Genomic DNA, 20,568 nt, shown 5'->3' with positions numbered 1-20,568 from the left:
CCATGCCGACCCCAGCACGTGTGCGAGCCGACGCGTGCCCCGGTGTTTTCGCACCCCACGACGCCGCCGACGGGCCGTTGGCCCGGGTCCGGCTGCCGGGCGGCACGATTTCCGCAGTGCAGCTGCGCGCGCTGGCCGACGCGGCCGAGGCGTGCGGCGACGGCGACCTCCACCTCACTTCGCGGGGCAACGTACAGCTTCGCGGCGTCACGCGGCCCGGCCTCGCGGCCCGGCTGACCGACGCGGGCCTGCTGCCCTCGCCGTCGCACGAGCGGGTCCGGAACGTGCTCGCGTCGCCGTTGAGCGGGGTGCGCGGCGGCCTCGCCGACGTCCGCGGCCTGGCGGCTGCGCTGGATCGCGTGCTGTGTGCGACGCCGGAACTGGCGTCGCTGCCCGGCCGGTTCCTCTTCGCCTTCGACGACGGCCGCGGCGACGTCGCCGCCGAAGGTGCCGACGTCTGCTGGCTCGCGGTGAGTTCGTCCGAGGGCACGCTGCTGCTGGCGGGCGGCGACACCGGACGGCGGGTGACGCGCGCGGACGCCGTCGCGGCGCTGGTCGAGGTCGCGCTGGAGTTCGGCCGGGTGCGCGGGGCCGCCTGGCGCGTCGCCGAACTCGACGACCCGGCCTGGCGCGGGACGCCGGTGCCGCGGACCCCGTTCGAGGTCCCGGCGGGACTGATCGAACGGGACGGCGGTTTCGCGGCCGGAGTCGTGCCGCGCTTCGGCCAGCTGTCCGCGGCGCAGGCGCGTGCGTTGGCCGAATTCGGGACGGTGCTGGTCACGCCGTGGAAGTCCGTGGTGCTGCCGGACGTGCCCGCCGACGTCTTCGCGCGGCTGGGGTTCGGCGGCGAGGCACTGGGGACCACCGCGTGCATCGGCCGTCCGGGCTGCGCGAAGGCGCGCGCCGACGTCCGGGCCGACGCGGTGTTCCGGCCCGGCCTGCGCGCGCACTTCTCGGGCTGCGAACGGCGGTGCGGAAAGCCGTCGCAGTCCCATGTGGACGTTGTCGCCAAAGCGGGGGGCTACCGCATCGACGGCCGCTGGGTGCCGCTCGACGAGATGGAAGGGAACCTGTGATCGACTACCTGCGGGACGGTGCCGAGATCTACCGGCACTCGTTCGCCACGATCCGCGAGGAGGCGGACCTGGCGATCCTGCCCGACGACGTGGCCGGGCTGGCGGTCCGGATGATCCACGCCTGCGGCATGGTCGATCTGGTCGACGACCTGCGCTACACGCTCGACGTCGTCGAGTCCGGCCGCGCCGCGCTGGAGGCCGGCGCGCCGATCCTGTGCGACGCGCAGATGATCGCCAGCGGCGTCACCCGCCGTCGCCTGCCCGCGAACAACGAAGTGCTCTGCACGCTGTCCGACCCCGGTGTTCCTTCGTTGGCCGAGCGCATGGGCACCACGCGCTCGGCCGCGGCACTGGAACTGTGGCGCGACAAGCTTCCCGGCTCGGTGGTGGCGATCGGCAACGCGCCGACGGCGTTGTTCCGCCTGCTGGAGATCCTCGACGAAGGCGTCGGCGCGCCGGCGACGATCATCGGCGTCCCGGTCGGCTTCGTCGGCGCGGTGGAGTCCAAGGTGGAACTGGCCAAGCGCGCCCCGGCCCCGTACCTGGTGGTGCACGGACGGCGCGGCGGCAGCGCGATGGCCGTCGCCGCGATCAACGCACTCGCGAGCGCCGAAGAATGACCGGCACGCTGTACGGCGTCGGGCTCGGCCCCGGCGACCCGGAACTGATGACGGTCAAGGCGGCGCGCCTGATTTCCGAAGCGTCGGTGATCGCCTACCACTGCGCGCGGCACGGCCGGAGCATCGCGCGGTCGGTGGCCGAGCCGTACCTGCGCGAGGGGCAGATCGAGGAGAAGCTCGTCTACCCGGTCACGACCGAGACGACCGACCACCCGGGTGGCTACGAGGGCGCGATCGCCGACTTCTACGAGCTGAGCGCGAAGCGGCTGGCCGAGCACCTCGACGCCGGGCGGGACGTGGTCCTGCTCTGCGAGGGCGACCCGTTCTTCTACGGCTCGTACATGTACATGCACGAACGGCTTTCCGGCCGGTTCGAAGCGGTGGTCGTCCCGGGCGTGACGTCGGTGAGCGCGGCGGCGTCGGTCTTCGGCCGCCCGCTGGTGCAGCGCGACGAGGTCCTGACGGTGCTCCCGGGTACGCTCCCGGCTCCGGAACTGGCGCGCAGGCTGGCGGACACGGACGCGGCGGCGGTCCTGAAGCTGGGCCGAACGTTCTCGTCGGTGCGCGAGGCGTTCGCGGAGGCCGGGAAGCTCGACGACGCGGTGTACATCGAGCGGGCCACGTGGGGGCAGCAGCGGATCGAGCCCCTGGCCTCGGTGGATCCTTCGACGGTCCCGTACTTCTCGCTGGCCCTGCTGCCTTCGCCGGCTTACGCGTCCCGGGTTTCCCCTGCTGCTCCGGTTCCTTCACCTTCTGTGGGCGGCGAAGTCGTCGTCGTGGGGCTGGGTCCGGCTGGCCCGGAGTGGCTGACCCCCGAGGCGGCGGCGGAGCTTTCGGCGGTGGAGCACATCGTCGGGTACGGCCCGTATGTGGCGCGGGTGCCGCAGAAGGCGGGCCAGCAGCGGCACGCGTCGGGCAACCGGGTGGAAGCGGACCGGGCGCGCGAGGCCCTGGACCTGGCCGCTTCCGGCGCCCGGGTCGCGGTGGTGTCCTCGGGCGACCCGGGGGTGTTCGCGATGGCGTCGGCGGTGCTGGAGCAGGTGTCCCTCGGGCACGGCACGGGCGTCCGGGTCAGGATCGTCCCGGGCGTGACGGCGGCCCAGGCGGCGGCGTCCCGGGTGGGAGCACCGCTGGGCCACGACTACTGCGTGCTCTCGCTGTCCGACCGGCTGAAGCCGTGGGAGATCATCGAGAAGCGCCTCGACGCGGCGGGCGCGGCGGACCTGGTGCTGGCGCTGTACAACCCGGCGTCCCGATCCCGGACGACCCAGCTCGCGGACGCCCAGGCCGTGCTGCTGCGCCACCGCGCTGCTTCCACGCCGGTCGTGGTGGCCCGGGACGTCGGCGGCCCGGAGGAGGACATCCGCGTCACGACACTGGGCGAGCTGGACCCATCCACTGTGGACATGCGCTGCCTGCTCATCGTGGGCTCGTCCCGCACCCGCTCCGAGAACGGCATCGTCTGGACCCCCCGCAGCTACTGATGATCCGAGATGAACTCGGCGGCCGCGAGCACGAAATCCCGCGCGGCCGCCGAGTTCTCGTACCGCCCGGTTTCCAGCACGGTCCGCAGCCACTCGGCTTTGTTGTCGCCTGAGACGTCAGGGTGGAAGCGTTCCAGCTCGCCACCCGGGACGACGAAGATCCCCAGCTCGCGCAGACCCCGGTCGAGCTGTTCGAACGCGGTCACGGCGTCGCCCGAGAGGTGGTGGGCGCCGTACTTCTTGAACTCCCGCCAGCCGCTCACCGGGCTGACGGCCTCCTTGATCCTGGCGATCTCGCCGCCGCTCAAGGTGGCGGCCTTGCTTCTGGCGAACTGCGCCTCGACGATCGCCTTCGCCGCGGTACGGTCGATCTTCCGGCCCCACGACTGCACGGAGTTCTCGATGACCGCGCGGGCTTTCGCGAAGGAATCCGGATCGCCGCCCTGCGCGATGACGACCTCGGAGAAGTCCTTGTCGTCGCGGAGGAAGTCGATGTCCAGGATCGCGACGACGGGCACCCGAGCCGAGCGCAGCGCATCGACCGCGCGGCCGACACGGGCTTTCCCGTTGCAGTGGGTGAAGTGCAGACCCGACGCGGACGCCTCGGTTTCCAGCACCGCGCGGTAGTAGGTGCAGTCGGATTCCGCTTCGCAGACGATGACACCGCGGGCGAACAGCCCGTCGACGATCGGGTAGTACTTCACGAGCGGATCGTCGTAGAGCGTGCGCACCTTCGCCGGGGCGATGCTGGCGACGTGGTTGGTTTCACCCCTGCGCGTCAGTCGCGTGATCACCACTTCGTGATCCGCGCGGACCGAGGTGATGCCCTTGATGACGTCGGCGCTGTGGGTCGCCACGATGACCTGCGACCCCGCGGCGTGCTCCTCGGCGAGAAACCGGCCCAGCAGGTACGCCTGTGGTGGGTGCAGGAACGCTTCCGGTTCGTCGATGAGCACGATGGGGTAGTGGGAGGTCTTGAGCGCGAAGAGAATGCTCGCGAACGCCCGGAACCCGTCGCCCTGGTCACCCAGGTCCGGAAGCTCACCGAGCTGCCGTAGGTATTCGTGGCTCGGGGGTGGCGCCGGCTCGGCCGCGGTCACCTCGCCGACATGCAGCGTGATCTGGTTCCCTGCGTAGCGGTTGACGGTCAGCGGCTCACCGAACGCCCGGCGCAGCAGGTCGCTCATTTCGCGCTCGAAATCCCGGTTCTGGTAGAGCAGCTGGGCCATTCCGGTGGCCGGTTCCCGGAACGGGTTGAATCCCTGCCCGTGGAAAGGCTGGTTGAGGCGGCCTTGGGCGTCCAGCTGGAGCACGAGGAGCGGCGACAGGGTTCCCAGGCTGCCCGGAGACCGGTGCAGGTACTGCCAGGCGTTGTCGAGCTGGCCGAGCGTCAGGACGGTACCCGAGTTCGTCCTGATTCGTTCTTCGGCGCCCGGCGCATCGGGGGCCTGCACGGGGTAGGTGCTTCGCACCCAGTCCAGGAACCCCGTGCGGTCCGTGGCGAAGTCGATGGTGACCTGCCGGAGGATCTTGTTCGGCGGATGCGCCTCTTGCCCCACCTGAAGCGCGAGGTGGGTGCCGATTTCCCGCAGCAACAGGCTTTTGCCGACGTTGTTCGGCCCCACGACCACCGTGAGGCCGTCGGCGATTTCCACCTCTTCGCCGGACCGCAGTTCCAGGCTGCGGAGCTTGAGCACCATGGCGTCATCCTGTCACGGTGCTCAAGCGATTCTCAGCGTGTCGGGTCCTTGCCGTTCGGCTGCCGCGGCCCCGGACCCGGCGACCACCAGCCCGGCACCGTCTTCTCGCCGTGGACGATCGTGGGCGCGATGCCCTCGGTGAACGGCTCGATCTGCAGCAGCTGCCCCCACGACTGGCTCGGCTGGCCGATCAGGTAGCTCGGCACCTCCGGCTCCTCGGCCAGCTCCTCCAGCCAGCCGATCGGCCCGCCGTTCGTCGAAGACGCCCACTGGGCCTCGTCGGCCAGGCCGCCCGCCGTGATGCGGTAGTCCGGGACCTGCGAGATCCCGTCGTGCGACGTCACCGGCTGGACGCACGGGTACACGAACGACGCCGGCCAGTCCACGTACACCGGCTTCGAGCCGATGCGGTCCGTCAATGTCGTGAACGTCGGGACGCGCGGGGCCGAGGCCGCGATCCAGCCGTCCTCGGTCAGGTCGTTGTCGACGATGTTGATGCGGACCGCGTTCGTCTCCGGCGGGAGGTCACGCAGGTTGATGCGCGTGTCGGTCCAGTCGCCCGTGCCCGAGCCCGGCGGGAGCATGAACTGGCTGCGCAGGATCTTGACGCCCTCGGGCGTGTCGACGCCGTAGTCGAGGCTCACCGAGGTCGGACGGCGGGGCGCACCCGCCGTGGCCACCACGATCTGGCCGTCCGACGGCTTCTCCGTCAGCGCGTACCAGTCGCTGCGCAGCCGCCCGGCGCGCGTCTCCGGGTCGAGGAAGCTCGACCACATCGGCACCTTGTCCGGCGTGAACCCGTGCGGCGGCTCGGCGAGGGGGTCCTTGTCGTCGACCGGGCGGGTGTGGAAGCCGGTCTGGACGCGGCCGTTGTCCTGGTCCGGGTTGGGCAGCGGGGATTCCGGCTCCTTGGGCTTCTCCGCGACGGTCCGCTGCTCGGCCTGGGGGTGCAGGATGCTCGTCGCCGCGTCGCGCTCGACCATCACGTGGTCGGAGAGGTTGCAGCTCTTGCCGAACAGGTGCCCGACGTTGGCCGCGCCGAGGCTGTAGCTGCCGGACTGGTTGTGGATCGCCCACGCCATCGTGACGAACTCGCCCGCCGCGACCAGGCCGCAGACCACCACCAGCGACAGCGACCCGAGCCGCAGCGCGCGCAGCCGGCCTTCCTGTGGCTGGACCGGCAGGCCCGGGCGGTGCGCGCGGACGTTCTCGACGAACGCGTAGATCCCGGCGATCGCGGCCGCGGCCAGCAGGATGGTCGACAGCGGGATGCCGCCGATGGACGGCGCCACGTTCGTCCACTGGACGCCGAGGCGGGAGACGAACCAGTACGTGTTCGGCCCGGTCGCGGCGAGCGCGGCGACCACCAGCAGCGCGGCGAGGAAGGCCGCGCGGTTGCGCTGGGACCGCAGGACCGTGGAGCTGGTCGCGAGCGCGGCCAGCGCCGCCATCGACGCGCCGACCGCGGCGAACGCGCCGAAGTGGTGCGTCCACTTCGTCGGCGTCAGGGCCAAGAGCAGGAAGAACAGGGCGGTGGTGCCGATCAGGCGGCGGGCCGGGCCGAGGGCCGCGCCGGGGATCCGGCTGCGGCGCAGCAGCACGACCAGGCAGGTCGCGGTGCACAGCACGACCAGCAGCACCGGGAACCGGCGCGGCGCCGAGCCGTCCGGCAGGTCGGCGAACAGCAACTGGTAGCGCGCGAGCTCCTGGAACCACGACAGGTTCGGGCCGACCTGGGTGCGGATCCGGGTCGCTTCCTGGACGGTCGCGAACGTCTGGTCGGCGAATACGACGACCAGCACGAGCAGGCCCGCAGCGGCGACCGGCGCGAGCACCGGCAGCCAGCCGCTCTCGTTCGCGCGCTGGCGGATCAGCTTGAACAGCGGCCGCGCGGCGACCAGGAACGGCGCCACCGCGATCAGCCCGGTCGGCGTCGCGGCCAGGGTGAACCCGGCCGCGGTCAGGCCCAGGCACAGGGGCAGCAGCCGCCGCGTCACCAGCGTGCGCTCGACCGCGCAGATCGCCAGCAGCGAGCCGAGCGCGGCCACCGGCTCCGGGCGGACGCCGTTGTTGTAGGGCATCCACCAGATCAGGAACACCGTCGCGGCGGCCCAGCTGGCCGGGCGGCTGGTGCGGATCTGGCTGCCGAGGCGCGGCATCACCTCGCGGCTGATCAGCAGCCAGCTGAGCACGCCGAGCAGGAACGACGGCAGCCGGATCCACGGCGGCACCGTGCTGACGTGCGTCATCAGCTCGTAGACGTGGTAGAACCAGCCGAACGGCGCCTCGGCGACGCCGAACCAGCGGTGGTAGTTCGTCAGGTAGCCGGTCGCCTCGGTGACCCGGGCCATCGTGAGGATGTAGCCGTCGTCCGAGGTCACCGGCCCGATGAAGACCCACGCCCCGAGCGCGATGATCACCGTGGCGTCCCGCGCGGTCAGCCGCCACCAGCCGACCGGCGCCCAGCGCGGGGCGCGGCGCGCGAAGCCGGAGTCGCGGCGCCAGACCGCGATCATGCAGCCGATCAGCGACAGCACGGCGAGCACGCCGACGACGATCTTCAGCGCGGTCGGCGACGTCTGGTACCGCGTGTCCGGCACGACCGAAACGTGCAGGCCGGCGATCGGGTCCTTGCTCGAGTTGATCGACGAGTAGATGCCGACCAGGCGCGGGCGGACGTCGCCGTTGGCGTGGAAGATCGGGGTCCCGGCGACGGCGAGGGTCATCTGCGTCGCGTCGACGTCCAGCTCGACGTCGCACTTTTCGGCGGGCAGCGGCTGCTGGGCGATCTGCTGGCCCTGGCTGGAGGCGAACAGCACGCCGTTGTCGATGCGCAGCTGCAGGCCGACGCCCTTGCCCGCGTTCGGGTCGGTGCGGCCGTCCGGCACGGTGGCGAACAGGAGGCCCGGACCGTTCGTCCGGGCGTCGACCGAGCGGATGGCCGCGCACGGCAGCTCGGCACGCAGGTCCTGGGCCCAGTACCCGGTCAAGGGCGCGTTGACGGAGCGGGTGTCGCTGCCGGTCGGCCAGACGACCTCCGCCGTGTCCTGCACCACCGGCAGGAAGGGGAAAGCCAGCGCGCACAAGGCCGAGAGCAGCCCCAGCGCTACGGCAATCAGACGCATCGGCGCAACGCTAACGGGTCAGAGGTCGGCGGCTGACGCAGCCCCCGGGTCACGCGGGGTGAACCGCCCGTGGTGTATCGCCGCGGACAGGGGACGACGGCTGCGCCAACCGTGGCGCTCCAGGTCCGGCACGGTCTCCAGCCTGCTGACCGGCCCCGCGCAGAGCCACGCCACCGGCCGGACGCCGTCCGGGATGCCGAGCAGCTCGCTCAGGAACGGCTCGCGGTAGAAGCTGACCCAGCCCACACCCAGGCCTTCGGCGGTCGCGGCGAGCCAGAGGTTCTGGATCGCCAGGCACACCGAGTACAGGCCGGCGTCGGCGATGGCGTGCCGGCCGAGCACGTCGGGCGCGCCGCGGGCCGGGTCGTAGGTGACGACGATGCCCAGGCTCGCCTCGAGGATGCCCTCGATCTTGATGTTCGCGAAGGTGCTCGCGCGGTCTTCGCCGAGCTGCCCGGCGAAGACCTCACGCTCGTCGTGGACGTGCTTGGCGAACTTCTCCCGCGTCGCGACGTCGTCGACCAGCACGAAGTCCCACGGCTGGGTGAGCCCGACGCTCGGTGCGGCGTGCGCGGCCTCGAGGATCCGCGTCAGCGTGGCCTCGGGGATCGGCTCGCCGGTGAACTCGCCGCGGACGTCCCGCCGCTTGCGCAGGACTTCGTAGAACTCATCGATCATCGGTGCAGGACCCATTCGACGGCTTCGGGGACGGTGCCGGCGGTCTCCGTGTCCGGCCGCGGCGGCCGCCGGACCACCACGACGGGCTTGCCGAGCTCCCGCGCCGCGGTCAGCTTCGCGCTGGTCTGCGGGCCGCCGGAGTCCTTGGTGACCAGGACGTCGACCCGGTCGAGCAGCGCCCGCTCGGCGGCCACCCCGTACGGCCCGCGGGCGAGGAGGAGTTCGTGGTACCGCGGCAGCGGCGGCTCGGGCGGGTCGACGCAGCGGATCAGGAACCACAGGTCGTCGAGGTGCGCGAAGGCCGGGAGGCCCTGGCGGCCGCTGGTGAGGAAGACACGGTCGCCCAGGCCGGGGAGCTGCCGGGCGGCATCGGCGAGGTCGTCGGCCCAATGCCAGACGTCCTGCGGGCCTGCTTGCCAGCCCGGTCGCGCGAGCCGGAGCAGCGGTGTTTGCGTCAGTTCGGCCGCTTTCGCCGCGTTCGCGCCGATGCGCTCGGCGAAGGGGTGCGTGGCGTCGACTACGGCGTCGATGTGGTTCTCGCGCAGGTACCGCGCGAGACCGTCCGGGCCGCCGAAGCCGCCTACGCGTACTTCGCCGACGGGGAGCCTCGGCCGTGCGACGCGCCCCGCGAGCGAAGAGACAACGCGGACTTCGCGCTCGGTGAGCGCTTCGGCGAGCTGCCGGGCTTCGCCGGTCCCGCCGAGGATGAGGATCACGAGGAACGTCCGTAGCCGACGGCCTCGCGCCACCGGTCCAGCGTGCGCAGGTTGGCGAGGGTTTCCGCCCAGGTCAGCTCGGGCGCCTGCCGGTCTTCGACGTGCGCGGCGACGTGGTCCGCTTCGCGCGCGAAGACGCTCTGGGTGGCTTCGACCTCGATGACCTCCGGCTCGCCGCCGGCCGGCGTCAGGATGATCTGCGAGACGCCGGGCTTGCGCAGCGGGTGGATCCACGCCGGCTGCGGGATGTGGATCTGCCCGCCCGAGCCGAAGACGCGGATGCCGTCCTCGCGGGTGAGCCGGATCCCGCAGGAGATCGTCGCGAGGATGTCGCCGGGCAGGCGCAGCAGGCCGGTCGCCCACTCGTCGACGCCGGTGGCGGACAGGTGCGCCATCCCGCTGACCTCGGACGGCTCGACGACGTCCTGCCCGGTCGCGGCCTGCGCGACCAGCCGGGCCAGCGACGTGCAGTAGCAGCCGACGTCCAGGATCCCGCCGCCCCCGAGCGACGGATCGCTCAGCCGGGCGGTCTCCTCCGGGTTGCTGTCGAAGGAGAAGGTCGTGTCCACCGCGCGGACCTCGCCGATGGCGCCGGAGGAGATCAGCTCGGCCAGCCGCCGCGTCTGCGGGTGCAGCCGGTACATGAACGCCTCCATCAGGAAGACGTCGTTCGCCCGGGCAGCCGCGATGACCTCCTCGGCGTCGGCCGCGGTGATCGTCAACGGCTTCTCGCACAACACGTGCTTCCCTGCCTCGGCGGCGGCGATGGCCCACTGCTTGTGCATCGCGTGCGGCGTCGAGACGTACACGGCGTCGATGTCCGGGTCCGCGAGGAGCTCTTCGTAGCTGCCGTAGGCCTTCGGGATGTCGAAGCGCGTCGCGAAGTCCCGCGCGCGAGACGCGTCCCGCGCCGCGACGGCGCCGAGGACACCGTGTTTGCTTTCGTCGACGCCCGCGGCGAAGTGGGCGGCGATCGTCCCGGCGGCCAGCAGGCCCCAGCGCAGTTCCGTCACAACGACTCCGGTTGGTTCGCCCGGTCGCGGGCACTCGAGTAGAGGAAGCTGTCGGGAAAGTTCGTGGCGGCGAGCACCCGCCCGACGAAGATGGTGGCCGCGCGCGTCATCCCGGCGTCGCGGACGAGCGTGGGCAATTCGCCGAGCACCCCGCGCACGACGGTTTCCCCGGGCTGGCTCGCCAGCGCGACGACGGCGACGGGACAGTCCGCGCCGTAGTGCGGTGTCAGCTCGCCGGCCACCCGCTCGACGTGGTTGACGGCGAGGTGCAGCGCGAGCGTGGCCCCGGTCGCGGCGAAGGCGGCGAGGGTCTCCCCGGGCGGCATCTTGGTGGAGCGCGCCTGCACCCGGGTGATCACCAGGCTCTGCCCGATTTCGGGCACGGTGAGCTCCCGCTTCAGCGCGGCGGCCGAAGCGGCGAAGGCGGGCACGCCAGGGACGACGTCGTAGGGGACACCGGCCGCGTCGAGCCGCCGCACCTGCTCGGCAACGGCGCTGTAGAGCGACGGATCCCCCGAGCACAGCCGCGCGACCTCCTGCCCGGACCGGTGGGCCTCGACCAGCTTCGCGACGATCTGCTCGAGGCTGAGGTTCGCCGTGTCGACGAGCTCGGCCCCGGGCGGGCAGTAGGCGAGCAGGTCGGGTGGCGTCATGCTGCCGGGGTAGAGGCAGACACCGCAGCGGGCGAGCAGGTCCCGGCCCCGCACGGTGATGAGGTCGGCGGCCCCGGGCCCGGCGCCGATGAAGTGCACGGTCATCGGCTGCTCCCGAGAGTCGGACCGCCGCCACACGCCGTCGCCCGCGGCCCGGTCACCGGCTGCTCCACTGAGTCACAACCCGAGCCGGCGTCCAGCCCGTGAAGCCGCCCAGCGGCGCCGCCTTCTCCACACCGATCCGCAGCAGCTCCCCGCCATGCTCCTCGTACGCCCGCGCCAGGACCTGCTCGGCCTCCAGCGTCACCCCGTGCGCCACCACCCGAGCTCCGGTGGCCACGCACGCGTCCAGTACGCCCGGCGCCGTCACGCCGCCTCCGATGAAGACCGCGTCCGGTGCGGGCAGCGCGCTCAGCGCTTCCGGTGCTTCCCCCGCCACCACCTCCAGTTCCGGTACTCCCAGGTCCAGTGCGTTCCGGCCGATCCGCTCGGCCCGCTCCGCGGAGCGTTCGATCGCGACCGCACGGTTGAGCCCGTGCAGCCGTGACCACTCGATGCCGACGCTGCCCGCGCCCGCGCCGACGTCCCACAACAGCTCGCCGGGACTCGGCGCGAGGCGGGCCAGCGCCGACACTCGGAGGTCGCGCTTGGTCAGCTGCCCGTCGTGGGCGTACACGTCGTCCGGGATGCCGATCAGCGGCAACGCCGGGCCCGTGCACTCCAGCGCGAACACCGTCAGCGGTCCGGGATCGCCGGCCCAGCCGTCGGAGATGCGCTCGTCCGGCCCGCCCAGGTTCTCCAACGCGATCAGCTCGCTCTCGCCATAACCCCGCACGGTGAGCAGGGAGCGCAAAGCGGGCGCGTCGGCACCCAGGACGAGCACTCGCCGGCGCGGCGCCAGTACCCGGGCGACGCGGGCCGACGACCGGCCGACGATGGTGACCACCTCGGTCTCCTCGGCGGACCAGCCCAGCCGTGCCCGGGCCAGTGTCACCGAGGAGAGCGCGGGCAGCGCCTCGACCTCGTATCCATGGGCCACCAGTGTGGCACCCACCCCCGACAAAAACGGATCTCCGCTGGCCAGGACGCAGATCCGGGCGCCTTCGTGCTCGGCGATGACCGCGTCCAGCCCCGGCAGCAACGGCGTCGGCCACGCCTGCGCCGGGACCTCCTCGGGCAGGTAGCCCAGCTGCCGGGGCGCACCCAGCACGACGTCGGCGGCGAGCACCGCGGCCTTCGCCTGTTCCGACAGGCCGGGCCAGCCGTCGGCCCCGATCCCGACCACGGTCAGGCGGTTCCCGGAGGCCGCGGATCGACGTGATTCTTCGCGCACGATTTCCCACCCTAAGCGAGGCATGCGCTGTGCGATGATCGGCCGGTCGCCGAGCCGGAGGAGCGCTGTTGAAGCCGTACCCGTTCACCGCCGTCGTCGGGTTGCCGGACCTGCGCCTGGCGCTGGTCCTGTCCTCGATCTCGCCCGCCGTCGGCGGGGTGCTGGTGCGCGGCGAAAAGGGCACCGCGAAGTCGACCATGGTCCGCGCGCTCGCGGGCCTGCTGCCCGGCGTGGACGTCGTCGACGGCTGCCGGTTCTCCTGCGATCCCGCGGCGCCCGACCCGTTCTGCCCGGACGGCCCGCACGACGGCGCCACGAGCCACCGGCGGCCCGCGAAGCTGGTCGAACTGCCCGTCGGCGCGGCCGAAGACCGCGTGATCGGCTCCCTGCACCTGGAACGCGCGCTCGCCGAAGGCGTCACGGACTTCCAGCCCGGCCTCCTGGCCGCCGCGCACCGCGGCTTGCTCTACGTCGACGAGGTCAACCTGCTGCACGACCACCTCGTCGACACGCTCCTGGACGCCGCCGCAATGGGCCGCGCGACCGTGGAACGCGAAGGCGTCTCGGTCTCGCACGCGGCGCGGTTCGTCCTGATCGGCACCATGAACCCCGAAGAAGGCGAATTGCGCCCGCAGCTGCTGGACCGGTTCGGGCTGACCGTCGAGGTCGCCTCCAGCCGCGATCCGGAGCAGCGCGTCGAAGTCGTCCGCCGTCGCCTGGCCTACGAAGCCGATCCCGACGCCTTCGCTGCGCAGTACGCGGACGAAGACGCCCGGCTCGCCGCGGACATCGAAGCGGCCCAACGCCTTCTGCCCGCCGTCAAGCTCCCCGACGAGGCCCTGCGCCAGATCGCCGAGGTCTGCGCGTCCTTCGAGGTCGACGGCATGCGCGCGGACATCGTCACGGCTCGGACGGCGGTCGCGCACGCCGCCTGGTCGGGCCGCGACGAGGTGACCACCGAGGACGTCCGCGTCGCCGCGCGGCTCGCGCTGCCGCACCGGCGCCGCCGCAACCCGTTCGACGCACCGGGCATCTCCGAAGAGCAGCTGGAGCAGGCACTCCAGGACGCCCAGCCGGACCCGGGACCCGAGGACGACGGCCCCGGCTCGGGCTCGACGCCGTCGGAAGCGCCGGAGCCGCCGCAGGGCAGCGAAAACGCGCCGCAGGGCCAGCCTCAGCAGAACGCGGGCGGCCAGCAGAAGACCGTCGGCGCCGGCGAGACGTTCAAGGCCCGCGTCTTCCGCGTCAAGGGCATGGGCGAAGGCGAGCGCGGACGCCGTTCGCGCGCGATCACCGACAGCGGCCGGACCATCGGCGTCCAGCCCGCCAGCGTCCGCGAAGGCCGGCCGCACCTGGTCGCGACCGTGAAAGCCGCGGCACCGCACCAGAAAGCCCGCGGCCGGAACGGCGCCAGCCTGAAGCTGCAGCCGGAAGACGTCCGCTACGCACTGCGCGAAGGCCGCGAAGGCAACCTCGTCCTGTTCTGCGTGGACGCGTCCGGCTCGATGGGCGCGAAGACGCGGATGCGCGAGGTCAAGTCCGCGGTCCTGTCACTGCTGCTCGACGCCTACCAGCGCCGCGACAAGGTCGGACTCGTCACCTTCCGCGGCCAGGCCGCCGAGCTCGCGCTGCCGCCGACGATCAGCGTCGACGCGGCCGCGTCCCGCCTCGAAGGCCTGCCGACCGGCGGCCGGACGCCCCTCGCCGAAGGGCTCCTGGAGGCGGCGCGCGTGCTGCGCGTCGAGGAGATCCGCGACCCCCGGCGCCGTCCGCTGCTCGTCGTCGTCACCGACGGCCGCGCCACCAGCGGGCCCGACGCCGTCGCGCGCGCCCAGGCCGCGGCCGGATTGCTCACCGGCGTCACGACGATCGTCATGGACTGCGAAAGCGGCAAGATGCGGCTCGGCCTGGCCGCCGACCTCGCCGCCCACCTCGGCGCGGAACACGTCCCCCTCGCCGACGTCGCCGCCGAATCGCTGGCCGACGCCGTCCGCGCCCGGACCGGAAGGGCCGCCTGATGCCGCAGGGAAAACCGTCGGTGGTGCCGGAGGACGGCCTGACCACGCGCCAGCGCCGCAACCGGCCGCTGCTCGCCGTGCACACGGGCGAGATGAAGGGCAAGTCGACGGCCGCCTTCGGGATGGCGCTGCGGGCCTGGAACCAGGGCTGGTCGATCGGGGTCTTCCAGTTCGTCAAGTCGGCGAAGTGGCGCGTCGGCGAAGAAGCCGCGTTCAAGGCGTTGGGGAAGCTGCACGAGGACACCGGCCAGGGCGGACCGGTCGAGTGGCACAAGATGGGCGAGGGCTGGAGCTGGGCGCGCAAGTCCGGCTCCGAAGAGGACCACGCGGCGAACGCCCGTGAGGGCTGGGCGGAGATCAAGCGCCGGCTCGCCGCCGAGACGCACGACTTCTACGTCCTCGACGAGTTCTCCTACCTGCTGAAGTGGGGCTGGCTCGAAGTGGACGACGTCGTGTCCACTTTGGTGGACCGGCCCGGGCACCAGCACGTCGTCATCACCGGCCGGTACGCGCCGCCGGAGCTCGTCGAGGCCGCCGACCTGGTCGCCGAGATGACCAAGGTCAAGCACCCGATGGACACCGGCCAGAAGGGCCAGCGGGGGATCGAGTGGTAGCGCGGGTGGTCGTCGCCGCGCCCGGTTCCGGGCACGGCAAGACCACGATCGCCGCCGGGCTGATGGCGGCGCTGCGCTCGGCCGGGCACCGCGTGTCCGGGCACAAGGTCGGGCCGGACTTCATCGATCCGAGCTACCACGCTCTCGCCACCGGACGTCCCGCGCGCAACCTGGACCCGTTCCTGCAGGGTGAAGAGCGGCTGGTTCCGTTGCTGCGGCACGGCTCCCAGGGCGCCGACATCGCCGTGATCGAAGGCGTGATGGGCCTGTTCGACGGCGCGCTGGGCACCGAGGGCTACGCCTCGACCGCGCACGTGGCCCGGGTCCTGGACGCGCCCGTGGTGCTGGTCGTCGATGCTTCGGCCGCCTCCCGCAGCGTCGCCGCGACCGTGCTCGGCTTCGCCCACTACGACAACCGCGTGCGGCTTGCCGGCGTCATCCTCAACAAGCTCGGCTCGCAGCGGCACCGCGACGAGATCGCGTCCGCGCTGGAAGCCACCGGCGTCCCGTTGCTGGGGGCGTTGTACCGCAACGAAGAGATCCACGCGCCGAGCCGGCACCTCGGGCTCGTCCCGGCGGCGGAGCGGGCCGCGGAGGCGCAGCACGTGCTGCCCGCGCTCGCCGCGTGGGTGCGGGACGGCGTCGATCTCGAAGCGATCGTCCGGATCGCTTCCGCGGCGCCTCGGCTTTCGGTGCCGCCGTGGGAGCCGTCCGGTGTGGACGGTCCACCGGTGACGATCGCGGCCGCTGGTGGTCCGGCGTTCACCTTCCGGTACACCGAGAACATCGAGCTGCTGGCGGCTTGCGGTGTCGAAGTCGTGGACGTCGATCCGTTGCGGGATCAAGCGCTGCCTGACGGCTGCGCCGGGCTGTATTTCGGGGGCGGCTTCCCCGAGGTGCACGCGGCGGAACTGTCGGCGAACACGGCGTTGCGTCATGAAGTGGCTTCGGCCATCCGAGCCGGGATGCCGGTGAGCGCGGAGTGCGCGGGCCTGCTGTACCTGTGCCAGTCGCTGGACGGGGTGCCCATGGTCGGCGCGGTGCCCGCGGACGCCAAGATGACCGCCCGCGGCAAGCTCGGCTACCGCCGCGCGGTCGCCGTCGAGGACAACCTGCTGGCGACGGCCGGTCAGCGCGTCACCGGGCACGAGTTCCACCGCACCGAAGTGACGCCGTCGCACGGTGCCTCGGCGGCCTGGGGCTGGGACCGGCAGCTCGACGGCTTCGCGTCGCCGACCCTGCACGCGTCCTACCTGCACGTTCACTGGGCGGGATATCCCGAGCTGGCGCAACGGTTCGCGGCGCGGGTCCGGGCCCATGCCTGAGTACGACCTGCACCACCACGGCGATCGCGAGGTCGGGCCGGGGCTGGTCGATCTGGCGGTGAACGTCCGGTTGCCGCGGCCGCCTGCCTGGCTGCGGGACGAACTCGCGTCCGCGTTGGACTCGCTGGCCGCCTATCCGTCCACTGGGGATGCGGTGGCGGCGGTGGCCGCGCGCCACGGCCGTGCTTCTTCGGAAGTGCTGGTCACGGCCGGTGCTGCGGAGGCCTTCACGCTGCTGGCCGCGGCTTTCCGGCCGCTTCGCGCGGTGGTCGTGCACCCGCAGTTCACCGAGCCCGAAGCCGCGCTGCGGGCGGCGGGCCACCCGGTTTCGCGGGTGATCCTGTCCGAAGCGGACGGGTTCGTGCTGGACCCCGCCCTGGTGCCCGCCGACGCCGACCTGGTGTTCGTCGGGAACCCGACGAATCCGACATCGGTGCTGCACCCGGCTTCGGTCCTGCGTTCCTTGGCCCGGCCCGGGCGGCTGCTCGTGGTGGACGAGGCGTTCCTGGACGCGGTTCCCGGCGAAGCCGAGAGCCTGGCTGCCGGTCATCCGGGGGTCGTCGTGCTGCGCAGCCTGACGAAGACGTGGGGTCTGGCCGGGCTCCGGGCGGGCTACGTGCTCGCTCCGGTGGACGTCGTCGAGCGGCTGCGGGCGGTGCAGGTGCCGTGGTCGGTGTCCACTCTGGCCGGTGTGGCGACCGTCGCGTGCTGCCGCCCGTCCGCCCTGGAAGAAGCGGAAAAGCTGGCGGTGGCCGCGGAAGCGGACCGCGAATACCTGGTGTCCGGCTTGGCTGCTTCGGGTGTTGACGTGCTGGGCGATCCGCGTGGCCCGTTCGTGCTGGTGCGCGTTCCCGAGGGCGCCTCTGTGCGGATGCGTCTGCGTGAGGCGGGCTACGCGGTGCGGCGCGGGGACACGTTCCCCGGCCTCGGTCCCGATCACCTGCGGCTGGCGGTGCGCGACCGGGCGACCACCGACGCGTTCCTGGCCGCTTTTCGGAAAGTTCGCTAAACACCGACAGGGGGTTGTCGCTACCGCCGCCGAAACTGGGCGAAGCCGGGAAGCGCCCGGCGTGGCAGCGAGAGGAACGACAATGCCCGGGTTCAACGACGTCGCCTGGTTCGAAATCGGTACCGACGATCCAGCGGCCGCCGAGCGGTTCTACGGCGACGTCTTCGGCTGGAAGGTCGCGCAGGACGACGCGGCGAGCACCGACGCCGCCTACCGCGTCATCGACACCGGTGGCTCACGCGGCGGCCTGTTCAGCGGCCGGGAGAACTACGCGGTCTTCACCGTGCTGGTCGAGGACGTCGACGCCACCTGCCGCCAGGTCGAGAAGGCCGGGGGACGGGTGCAGCGGCCACCGAGCGTCAACCCGGTCGGCGTGACGTTCGCGCACCTGCTCGACCCGGCCGGCAACCACTTCTCCGTGTTCACCCCGCCAAAGTGAGCTGGTGGACGTCGCCGTGCGGGATGTCGAGGTCCTCGGGCCGCAACTGGCGACGGGGCGGGATCTCGGCGGTGGCGGTGAAGGAGACGATGCGGTCGGTGCGGAACGCCCGGATCTCCTGCCGCAGCCGGCACCAGGCGATGAGATACCAGTGCTCGGGCTTGCCGACGTAGCCGAGCGGCTCGATCTCCCGCCGGGTGACGGTGCCTTCGCGGTCGGTGTACCGCAGCCGCAGGACGCGGCGGATGTGGAGCACGTGCGGCATCGGCGGGATGGGACCGTCGCCGAGCAGGAGGACACAGGCGGCGAGGTTCTTCGCCGCAGCCGAGTCCTCCTGCCGCATCGCGGCGACCAGCTTGCGCAGCGCCGAGCGCCCTTCGGCGCGGAAGGGAGTGCCCTCGAGGTGTTTCAACGCGAGCGCCATGGCCACGGCCTCGCCGGGAGTGAGGTTGACCGGTGGCATCGTGTGCGCCTTGTCGAGGCAGTAGCCGCCGGTGCGGCCGGGCTCGGCGTAGATCGGCGTGCCGGACTGCTGCAGGGCGCTGATGTCGCGTTCGACGGTCCGGACGCTGACCTCGAACCGGTTCGCGAGCCAGCGCGCGCTGCGTGGCCGCGGCGCGACGGCGCGAAGTTCTTCGACGATGGCGTAGAGACGATCGGTCCGGTTCACGCGGATCACTTTAAGGAGGGGGTATGACAGTTTCGGTCAGTTGCCGAGGCGGACCTCGTGGCTGAGGCGGCCGCGGAGCCCGGTGAGCCGAGCGTCATCATGCCTTCCTGGTACGGGTTGGCGGGCGGTACGGACTCCTTGGGTGAGATGGCCCGCAACGACGACGATCACCCCGGCCAGGAGCACGATCGCGGCCGCCGCCGGCGCGGGGCGGCCAGCCGCGTCTCGGCCGTCAACGGTGCCCGCTCGGCACCCCGGCGCGCAGCACCAGCGACTGCGGCAGCGTGAGGTGCTCGTGCTCCGGGCCTTCCTTAACCGGGCACCGGGCCTAGGTTGACAGCGCGAGCAAAGCGGCCGCGACGGCGGCTTCGACACCGGCACCGAGAACGTCGCCGGTGATGCCGCCGAGCCGCTTGGTGCACCGCCACAGGAGCGCGCCGGCGACGGCGTAGGCCAGGCCGACCGCGACCGGCCCGCGCCACCACGGCAGCCCGGGCAGCAGCACGGCCAGCCCTGCCGCGACGACGCCGACGGCCACCGCGGCGACTCGGGGCACCGAGCCGGCGACGGTGGCCCCGAGCCCTTCCGGGCGCGCCGTCGGAACGCCCCGCGCGCACGCCATGGACAGCGTGCACCGGCCGATGAGCACGCCCGCGGCCGCCGTGACGGGATGGGCGCCCGTCAGGGCACCGACCTGAACGAGGAGGACCAGAACGAGAGTGGCCACCCCGGTGGGCCCGGAGTCCCCGCGGCGCATGACGTCGAGGGCCTTGGCGCGGTCGTAGGAGGCACCCAGGCCGTCGGCGGTGTCGGCGAGCCCGTCGAGGTGCAGTCCCCGGCTGCCGAGCGCGACGGCACCGAGGGCGAGCGCGGCGGTCGCCAGCGACGGCAACCCGACGGCCGAACCGGCCCAGACGATCGCCCCGGCGGCAGCGGCCAGGGGAAGCGCGGCGAGAGGAGCGAGCAGCATGGCCCGCCCGGCCACACCCCGGTCGATGACCCGCGGAGCGGGCACCGGCACGGTGGTCAGCGTCCCGACGGCCATCCGCACGGCATCGCTCCATCGGCTCATGCCAGGTCGGCCAGCAGTCCCATGTCGGCCAGGATCGCGCGGGCCGCTCGCAGCGTCGGGACCGCCTGGACCGCTCCGCTGCCTTCGCCGAGCCGCAGGCCGAAGTCCAGGATCGGCTCCAGTCCCAGTGCCTTCAACGCGAACGCCTGCGAAGGTTCCGTCGAGCGGTGCCCGGCCAGCCACCACTGCTCCGCGCCCGGCGCGATGTCCCGGGCCACCAATGCCGCCGCGCCGGAGAACACCCCGTCCAGCAGCACCGGGATGCCCAGCACCGCCGCCTGGACCAGGAAGCCCGCCGTCGCCGCGAGGCAGGCGCTGCCCAGTGCGGTCAGCCTCGCGAACGGGTCGTCCGTCCGGCCCGCCGACCGGATCAACGCCGCCGCGATCGCCGCCGTCTTGCGCTCGAGGCCGGCCGCGTCGACTCCGGTGCCCGTGCCGACCACCTCCGCGGCCGGCAGCCCGAGGGAGGCCGCCACCACCGCCGCGCACATCGCCGTGTTGCCGATGCCCATGTCGCCCGGGATCAGCACGTCCGCCTCGCGCTCCTCCAGGGCGATCGCCCGGCCCGCTTCGAACGCCGCCCGCGCCTCGCCCGGCAGCAACGCGTCCTCGACGTCGATCGAGCCCGAACCGCGGCGGATCTTGTGCGCCGTCACCGAGGCGGGCACGTCGTCGCCGTCCCAGTCGACGGCGATGTCGGCCACCCGCACCTTCGCCCCGACCTGGGCGGCCAGCACGTTCACGCCGCTTTTGCCGGCCAGGAACACCCGCACCATCGCCCCGGTCACCTCGCGCGGGTACGCCGAGAGGGCCGACACGCCGTGGTCGCCCGCGAAGACGACCACCCGGACGTCGTCCAGCGGGCGCGGCGGCACGGTGCCGTGCGCCGCGGACAGCCAGGCCGCGATCTCTTCCAGCCTGCCCAGTGCACCAAGCGGCTTGACCAGGCCGTCGAGCCGCTCCAGCGCGGCGGCGCGGGCGGCGGGATCGGGCACGGGTACGTCGAACACGGGCGCCTCCTGG

Annotated in this window: 19 protein-coding genes; 9 read left to right on the top strand and 10 right to left on the bottom strand. The window is 72.5% G+C overall.

All coding sequences use genetic code 11. The annotated features are described in order from the left end of the window. Window positions 1-2 precede the first annotated feature (2 nt). The 3 genes from ACFPLC_RS02915 to ACFPLC_RS02905 are packed head-to-tail and all read left to right on the top strand — an operon-like array spanning window position 3 to window position 3,180. Complete coding sequence (locus ACFPLC_RS02915; protein ID WP_378198892.1) at window positions 3-1,076, top strand: precorrin-3B synthase; 1,074 nt, start codon at window positions 3-5, stop codon at window positions 1,074-1,076. Continuing rightward, complete coding sequence (locus ACFPLC_RS02910) at window positions 1,073-1,696, top strand: precorrin-8X methylmutase (protein ID WP_378198895.1); 624 nt, start codon at window positions 1,073-1,075, stop codon at window positions 1,694-1,696. The genes ACFPLC_RS02915 and ACFPLC_RS02910 overlap by 4 nt, the downstream gene beginning before the upstream one ends. After that, window positions 1,693-3,180 (top strand): precorrin-2 C(20)-methyltransferase, encoded by a 1,488-nt coding sequence (locus ACFPLC_RS02905; protein ID WP_378198897.1) that lies wholly within the window; start codon window positions 1,693-1,695, stop codon window positions 3,178-3,180. Before ACFPLC_RS02910 ends, ACFPLC_RS02905 begins: the two co-directional genes overlap by 4 nt. On the opposite strand, the gene ACFPLC_RS02900 is transcribed toward ACFPLC_RS02905, so the two are convergent. The 7 genes from ACFPLC_RS02900 to cbiE are packed head-to-tail and all read right to left on the bottom strand — an operon-like array spanning window position 3,174 to window position 12,398. After that, entirely contained in the window at window positions 3,174-4,880 is a 1,707-nt protein-coding gene (locus ACFPLC_RS02900) for an ATP-dependent nuclease (RefSeq protein ID WP_378198900.1), read from the bottom strand. The two genes, ACFPLC_RS02905 and ACFPLC_RS02900, sit on opposite strands and share 7 nt — an antisense overlap. Before the next feature lie 32 nt (window positions 4,881-4,912). After that, window positions 4,913-8,005 (bottom strand): arabinosyltransferase domain-containing protein, encoded by a 3,093-nt coding sequence (locus tag ACFPLC_RS02895; protein WP_378198902.1) that lies wholly within the window; start codon window positions 8,003-8,005, stop codon window positions 4,913-4,915. Window positions 8,006-8,023: 18 nt separating this feature from the next. After that, the gene (gene bluB, locus ACFPLC_RS02890) at window positions 8,024-8,683 is read right to left on the bottom strand and encodes a 5,6-dimethylbenzimidazole synthase (protein WP_378198905.1); all 660 of its coding nucleotides are present in this window, start codon (window positions 8,681-8,683) and stop codon (window positions 8,024-8,026) included. After that, window positions 8,680-9,399, bottom strand: coding sequence for a cobalt-precorrin-6A reductase (locus tag ACFPLC_RS02885; RefSeq protein WP_378198908.1), 720 nt, complete (start codon window positions 9,397-9,399; stop codon window positions 8,680-8,682). Before ACFPLC_RS02885 ends, bluB begins: the two co-directional genes overlap by 4 nt. Further along, window positions 9,396-10,412, bottom strand: coding sequence for a Gfo/Idh/MocA family protein (locus ACFPLC_RS02880; RefSeq protein WP_378198911.1), 1,017 nt, complete (start codon window positions 10,410-10,412; stop codon window positions 9,396-9,398). The genes ACFPLC_RS02885 and ACFPLC_RS02880 overlap by 4 nt, the downstream gene beginning before the upstream one ends. Then, entirely contained in the window at window positions 10,409-11,170 is a 762-nt protein-coding gene (gene cobM / locus ACFPLC_RS02875) for a precorrin-4 C(11)-methyltransferase (RefSeq protein WP_378198914.1), read from the bottom strand. The genes ACFPLC_RS02880 and cobM overlap by 4 nt, the downstream gene beginning before the upstream one ends. 52 nt (window positions 11,171-11,222) lie before the next feature. Further along, complete coding sequence (cbiE, locus tag ACFPLC_RS02870; protein ID WP_378198917.1) at window positions 11,223-12,398, bottom strand: precorrin-6y C5,15-methyltransferase (decarboxylating) subunit CbiE; 1,176 nt, start codon at window positions 12,396-12,398, stop codon at window positions 11,223-11,225. A gap of 68 nt (window positions 12,399-12,466) precedes the next feature. On the opposite strand from cbiE, the gene ACFPLC_RS02865 reads away from it, so the two are divergent. The 5 genes from ACFPLC_RS02865 to ACFPLC_RS02845 all read left to right on the top strand — a co-directional run bounded on the left by ACFPLC_RS02865 (window position 12,467) and on the right by ACFPLC_RS02845 (window position 17,803). After that, on the top strand, window positions 12,467-14,416 hold the full coding sequence (locus tag ACFPLC_RS02865) for a putative cobaltochelatase (RefSeq protein ID WP_378198920.1): 1,950 nt from the start codon (window positions 12,467-12,469) through the stop codon (window positions 14,414-14,416). Continuing rightward, the gene (gene cobO / locus ACFPLC_RS02860) at window positions 14,416-15,030 is read left to right on the top strand and encodes a cob(I)yrinic acid a,c-diamide adenosyltransferase (RefSeq protein ID WP_378198923.1); all 615 of its coding nucleotides are present in this window, start codon (window positions 14,416-14,418) and stop codon (window positions 15,028-15,030) included. Before ACFPLC_RS02865 ends, cobO begins: the two co-directional genes overlap by 1 nt. Beyond that, on the top strand, window positions 15,024-16,355 hold the full coding sequence (locus ACFPLC_RS02855; protein ID WP_378198925.1) for a cobyrinate a,c-diamide synthase: 1,332 nt from the start codon (window positions 15,024-15,026) through the stop codon (window positions 16,353-16,355). The genes cobO and ACFPLC_RS02855 overlap by 7 nt, the downstream gene beginning before the upstream one ends. Next, window positions 16,348-17,364, top strand: coding sequence for an Rv2231c family pyridoxal phosphate-dependent protein CobC (cobC, locus tag ACFPLC_RS02850; protein WP_378198928.1), 1,017 nt, complete (start codon window positions 16,348-16,350; stop codon window positions 17,362-17,364). The genes ACFPLC_RS02855 and cobC overlap by 8 nt, the downstream gene beginning before the upstream one ends. Before the next feature lie 82 nt (window positions 17,365-17,446). Then, on the top strand, window positions 17,447-17,803 hold the full coding sequence (locus tag ACFPLC_RS02845) for a VOC family protein (RefSeq protein WP_378198931.1): 357 nt from the start codon (window positions 17,447-17,449) through the stop codon (window positions 17,801-17,803). Here ACFPLC_RS02845 and ACFPLC_RS02840 read toward each other — a convergent pair. Further along, window positions 17,787-18,473, bottom strand: a complete 687-nt coding sequence (locus tag ACFPLC_RS02840; protein ID WP_378198934.1) for a helix-turn-helix transcriptional regulator — start codon at window positions 18,471-18,473, stop codon at window positions 17,787-17,789. The two genes, ACFPLC_RS02845 and ACFPLC_RS02840, sit on opposite strands and share 17 nt — an antisense overlap. A gap of 142 nt (window positions 18,474-18,615) precedes the next feature. On the opposite strand from ACFPLC_RS02840, the gene ACFPLC_RS02835 reads away from it, so the two are divergent. After that, window positions 18,616-18,810: a hypothetical protein gene (locus tag ACFPLC_RS02835; protein WP_378235679.1), complete on the top strand. Its 195-nt coding sequence runs from the start codon at window positions 18,616-18,618 to the stop codon at window positions 18,808-18,810. Here the strand turns inward: ACFPLC_RS02835 and ACFPLC_RS02830 are convergent. Together ACFPLC_RS02830 and cobT are read right to left on the bottom strand one after the other, a co-directional pair. Beyond that, window positions 18,802-19,545, bottom strand: a complete 744-nt coding sequence (locus ACFPLC_RS02830; protein WP_378235678.1) for an adenosylcobinamide-GDP ribazoletransferase — start codon at window positions 19,543-19,545, stop codon at window positions 18,802-18,804. The genes ACFPLC_RS02835 and ACFPLC_RS02830 overlap by 9 nt on opposite strands. Next, the gene (gene cobT, locus ACFPLC_RS02825) at window positions 19,542-20,555 is read right to left on the bottom strand and encodes a nicotinate-nucleotide--dimethylbenzimidazole phosphoribosyltransferase (RefSeq protein WP_378198937.1); all 1,014 of its coding nucleotides are present in this window, start codon (window positions 20,553-20,555) and stop codon (window positions 19,542-19,544) included. Before cobT ends, ACFPLC_RS02830 begins: the two co-directional genes overlap by 4 nt. Window positions 20,556-20,568: the final 13 nt, after the last annotated feature.

Origin of the sequence: Amycolatopsis plumensis (assembly GCF_042652605.1) — a bacterium.
Taxonomy (GTDB): domain Bacteria; phylum Actinomycetota; class Actinomycetes; order Mycobacteriales; family Pseudonocardiaceae; genus Amycolatopsis; species Amycolatopsis plumensis.
Note: the sequence above shows the minus strand (reverse complement) of the source record. Positions and strands in the feature narration are given on the sequence as shown.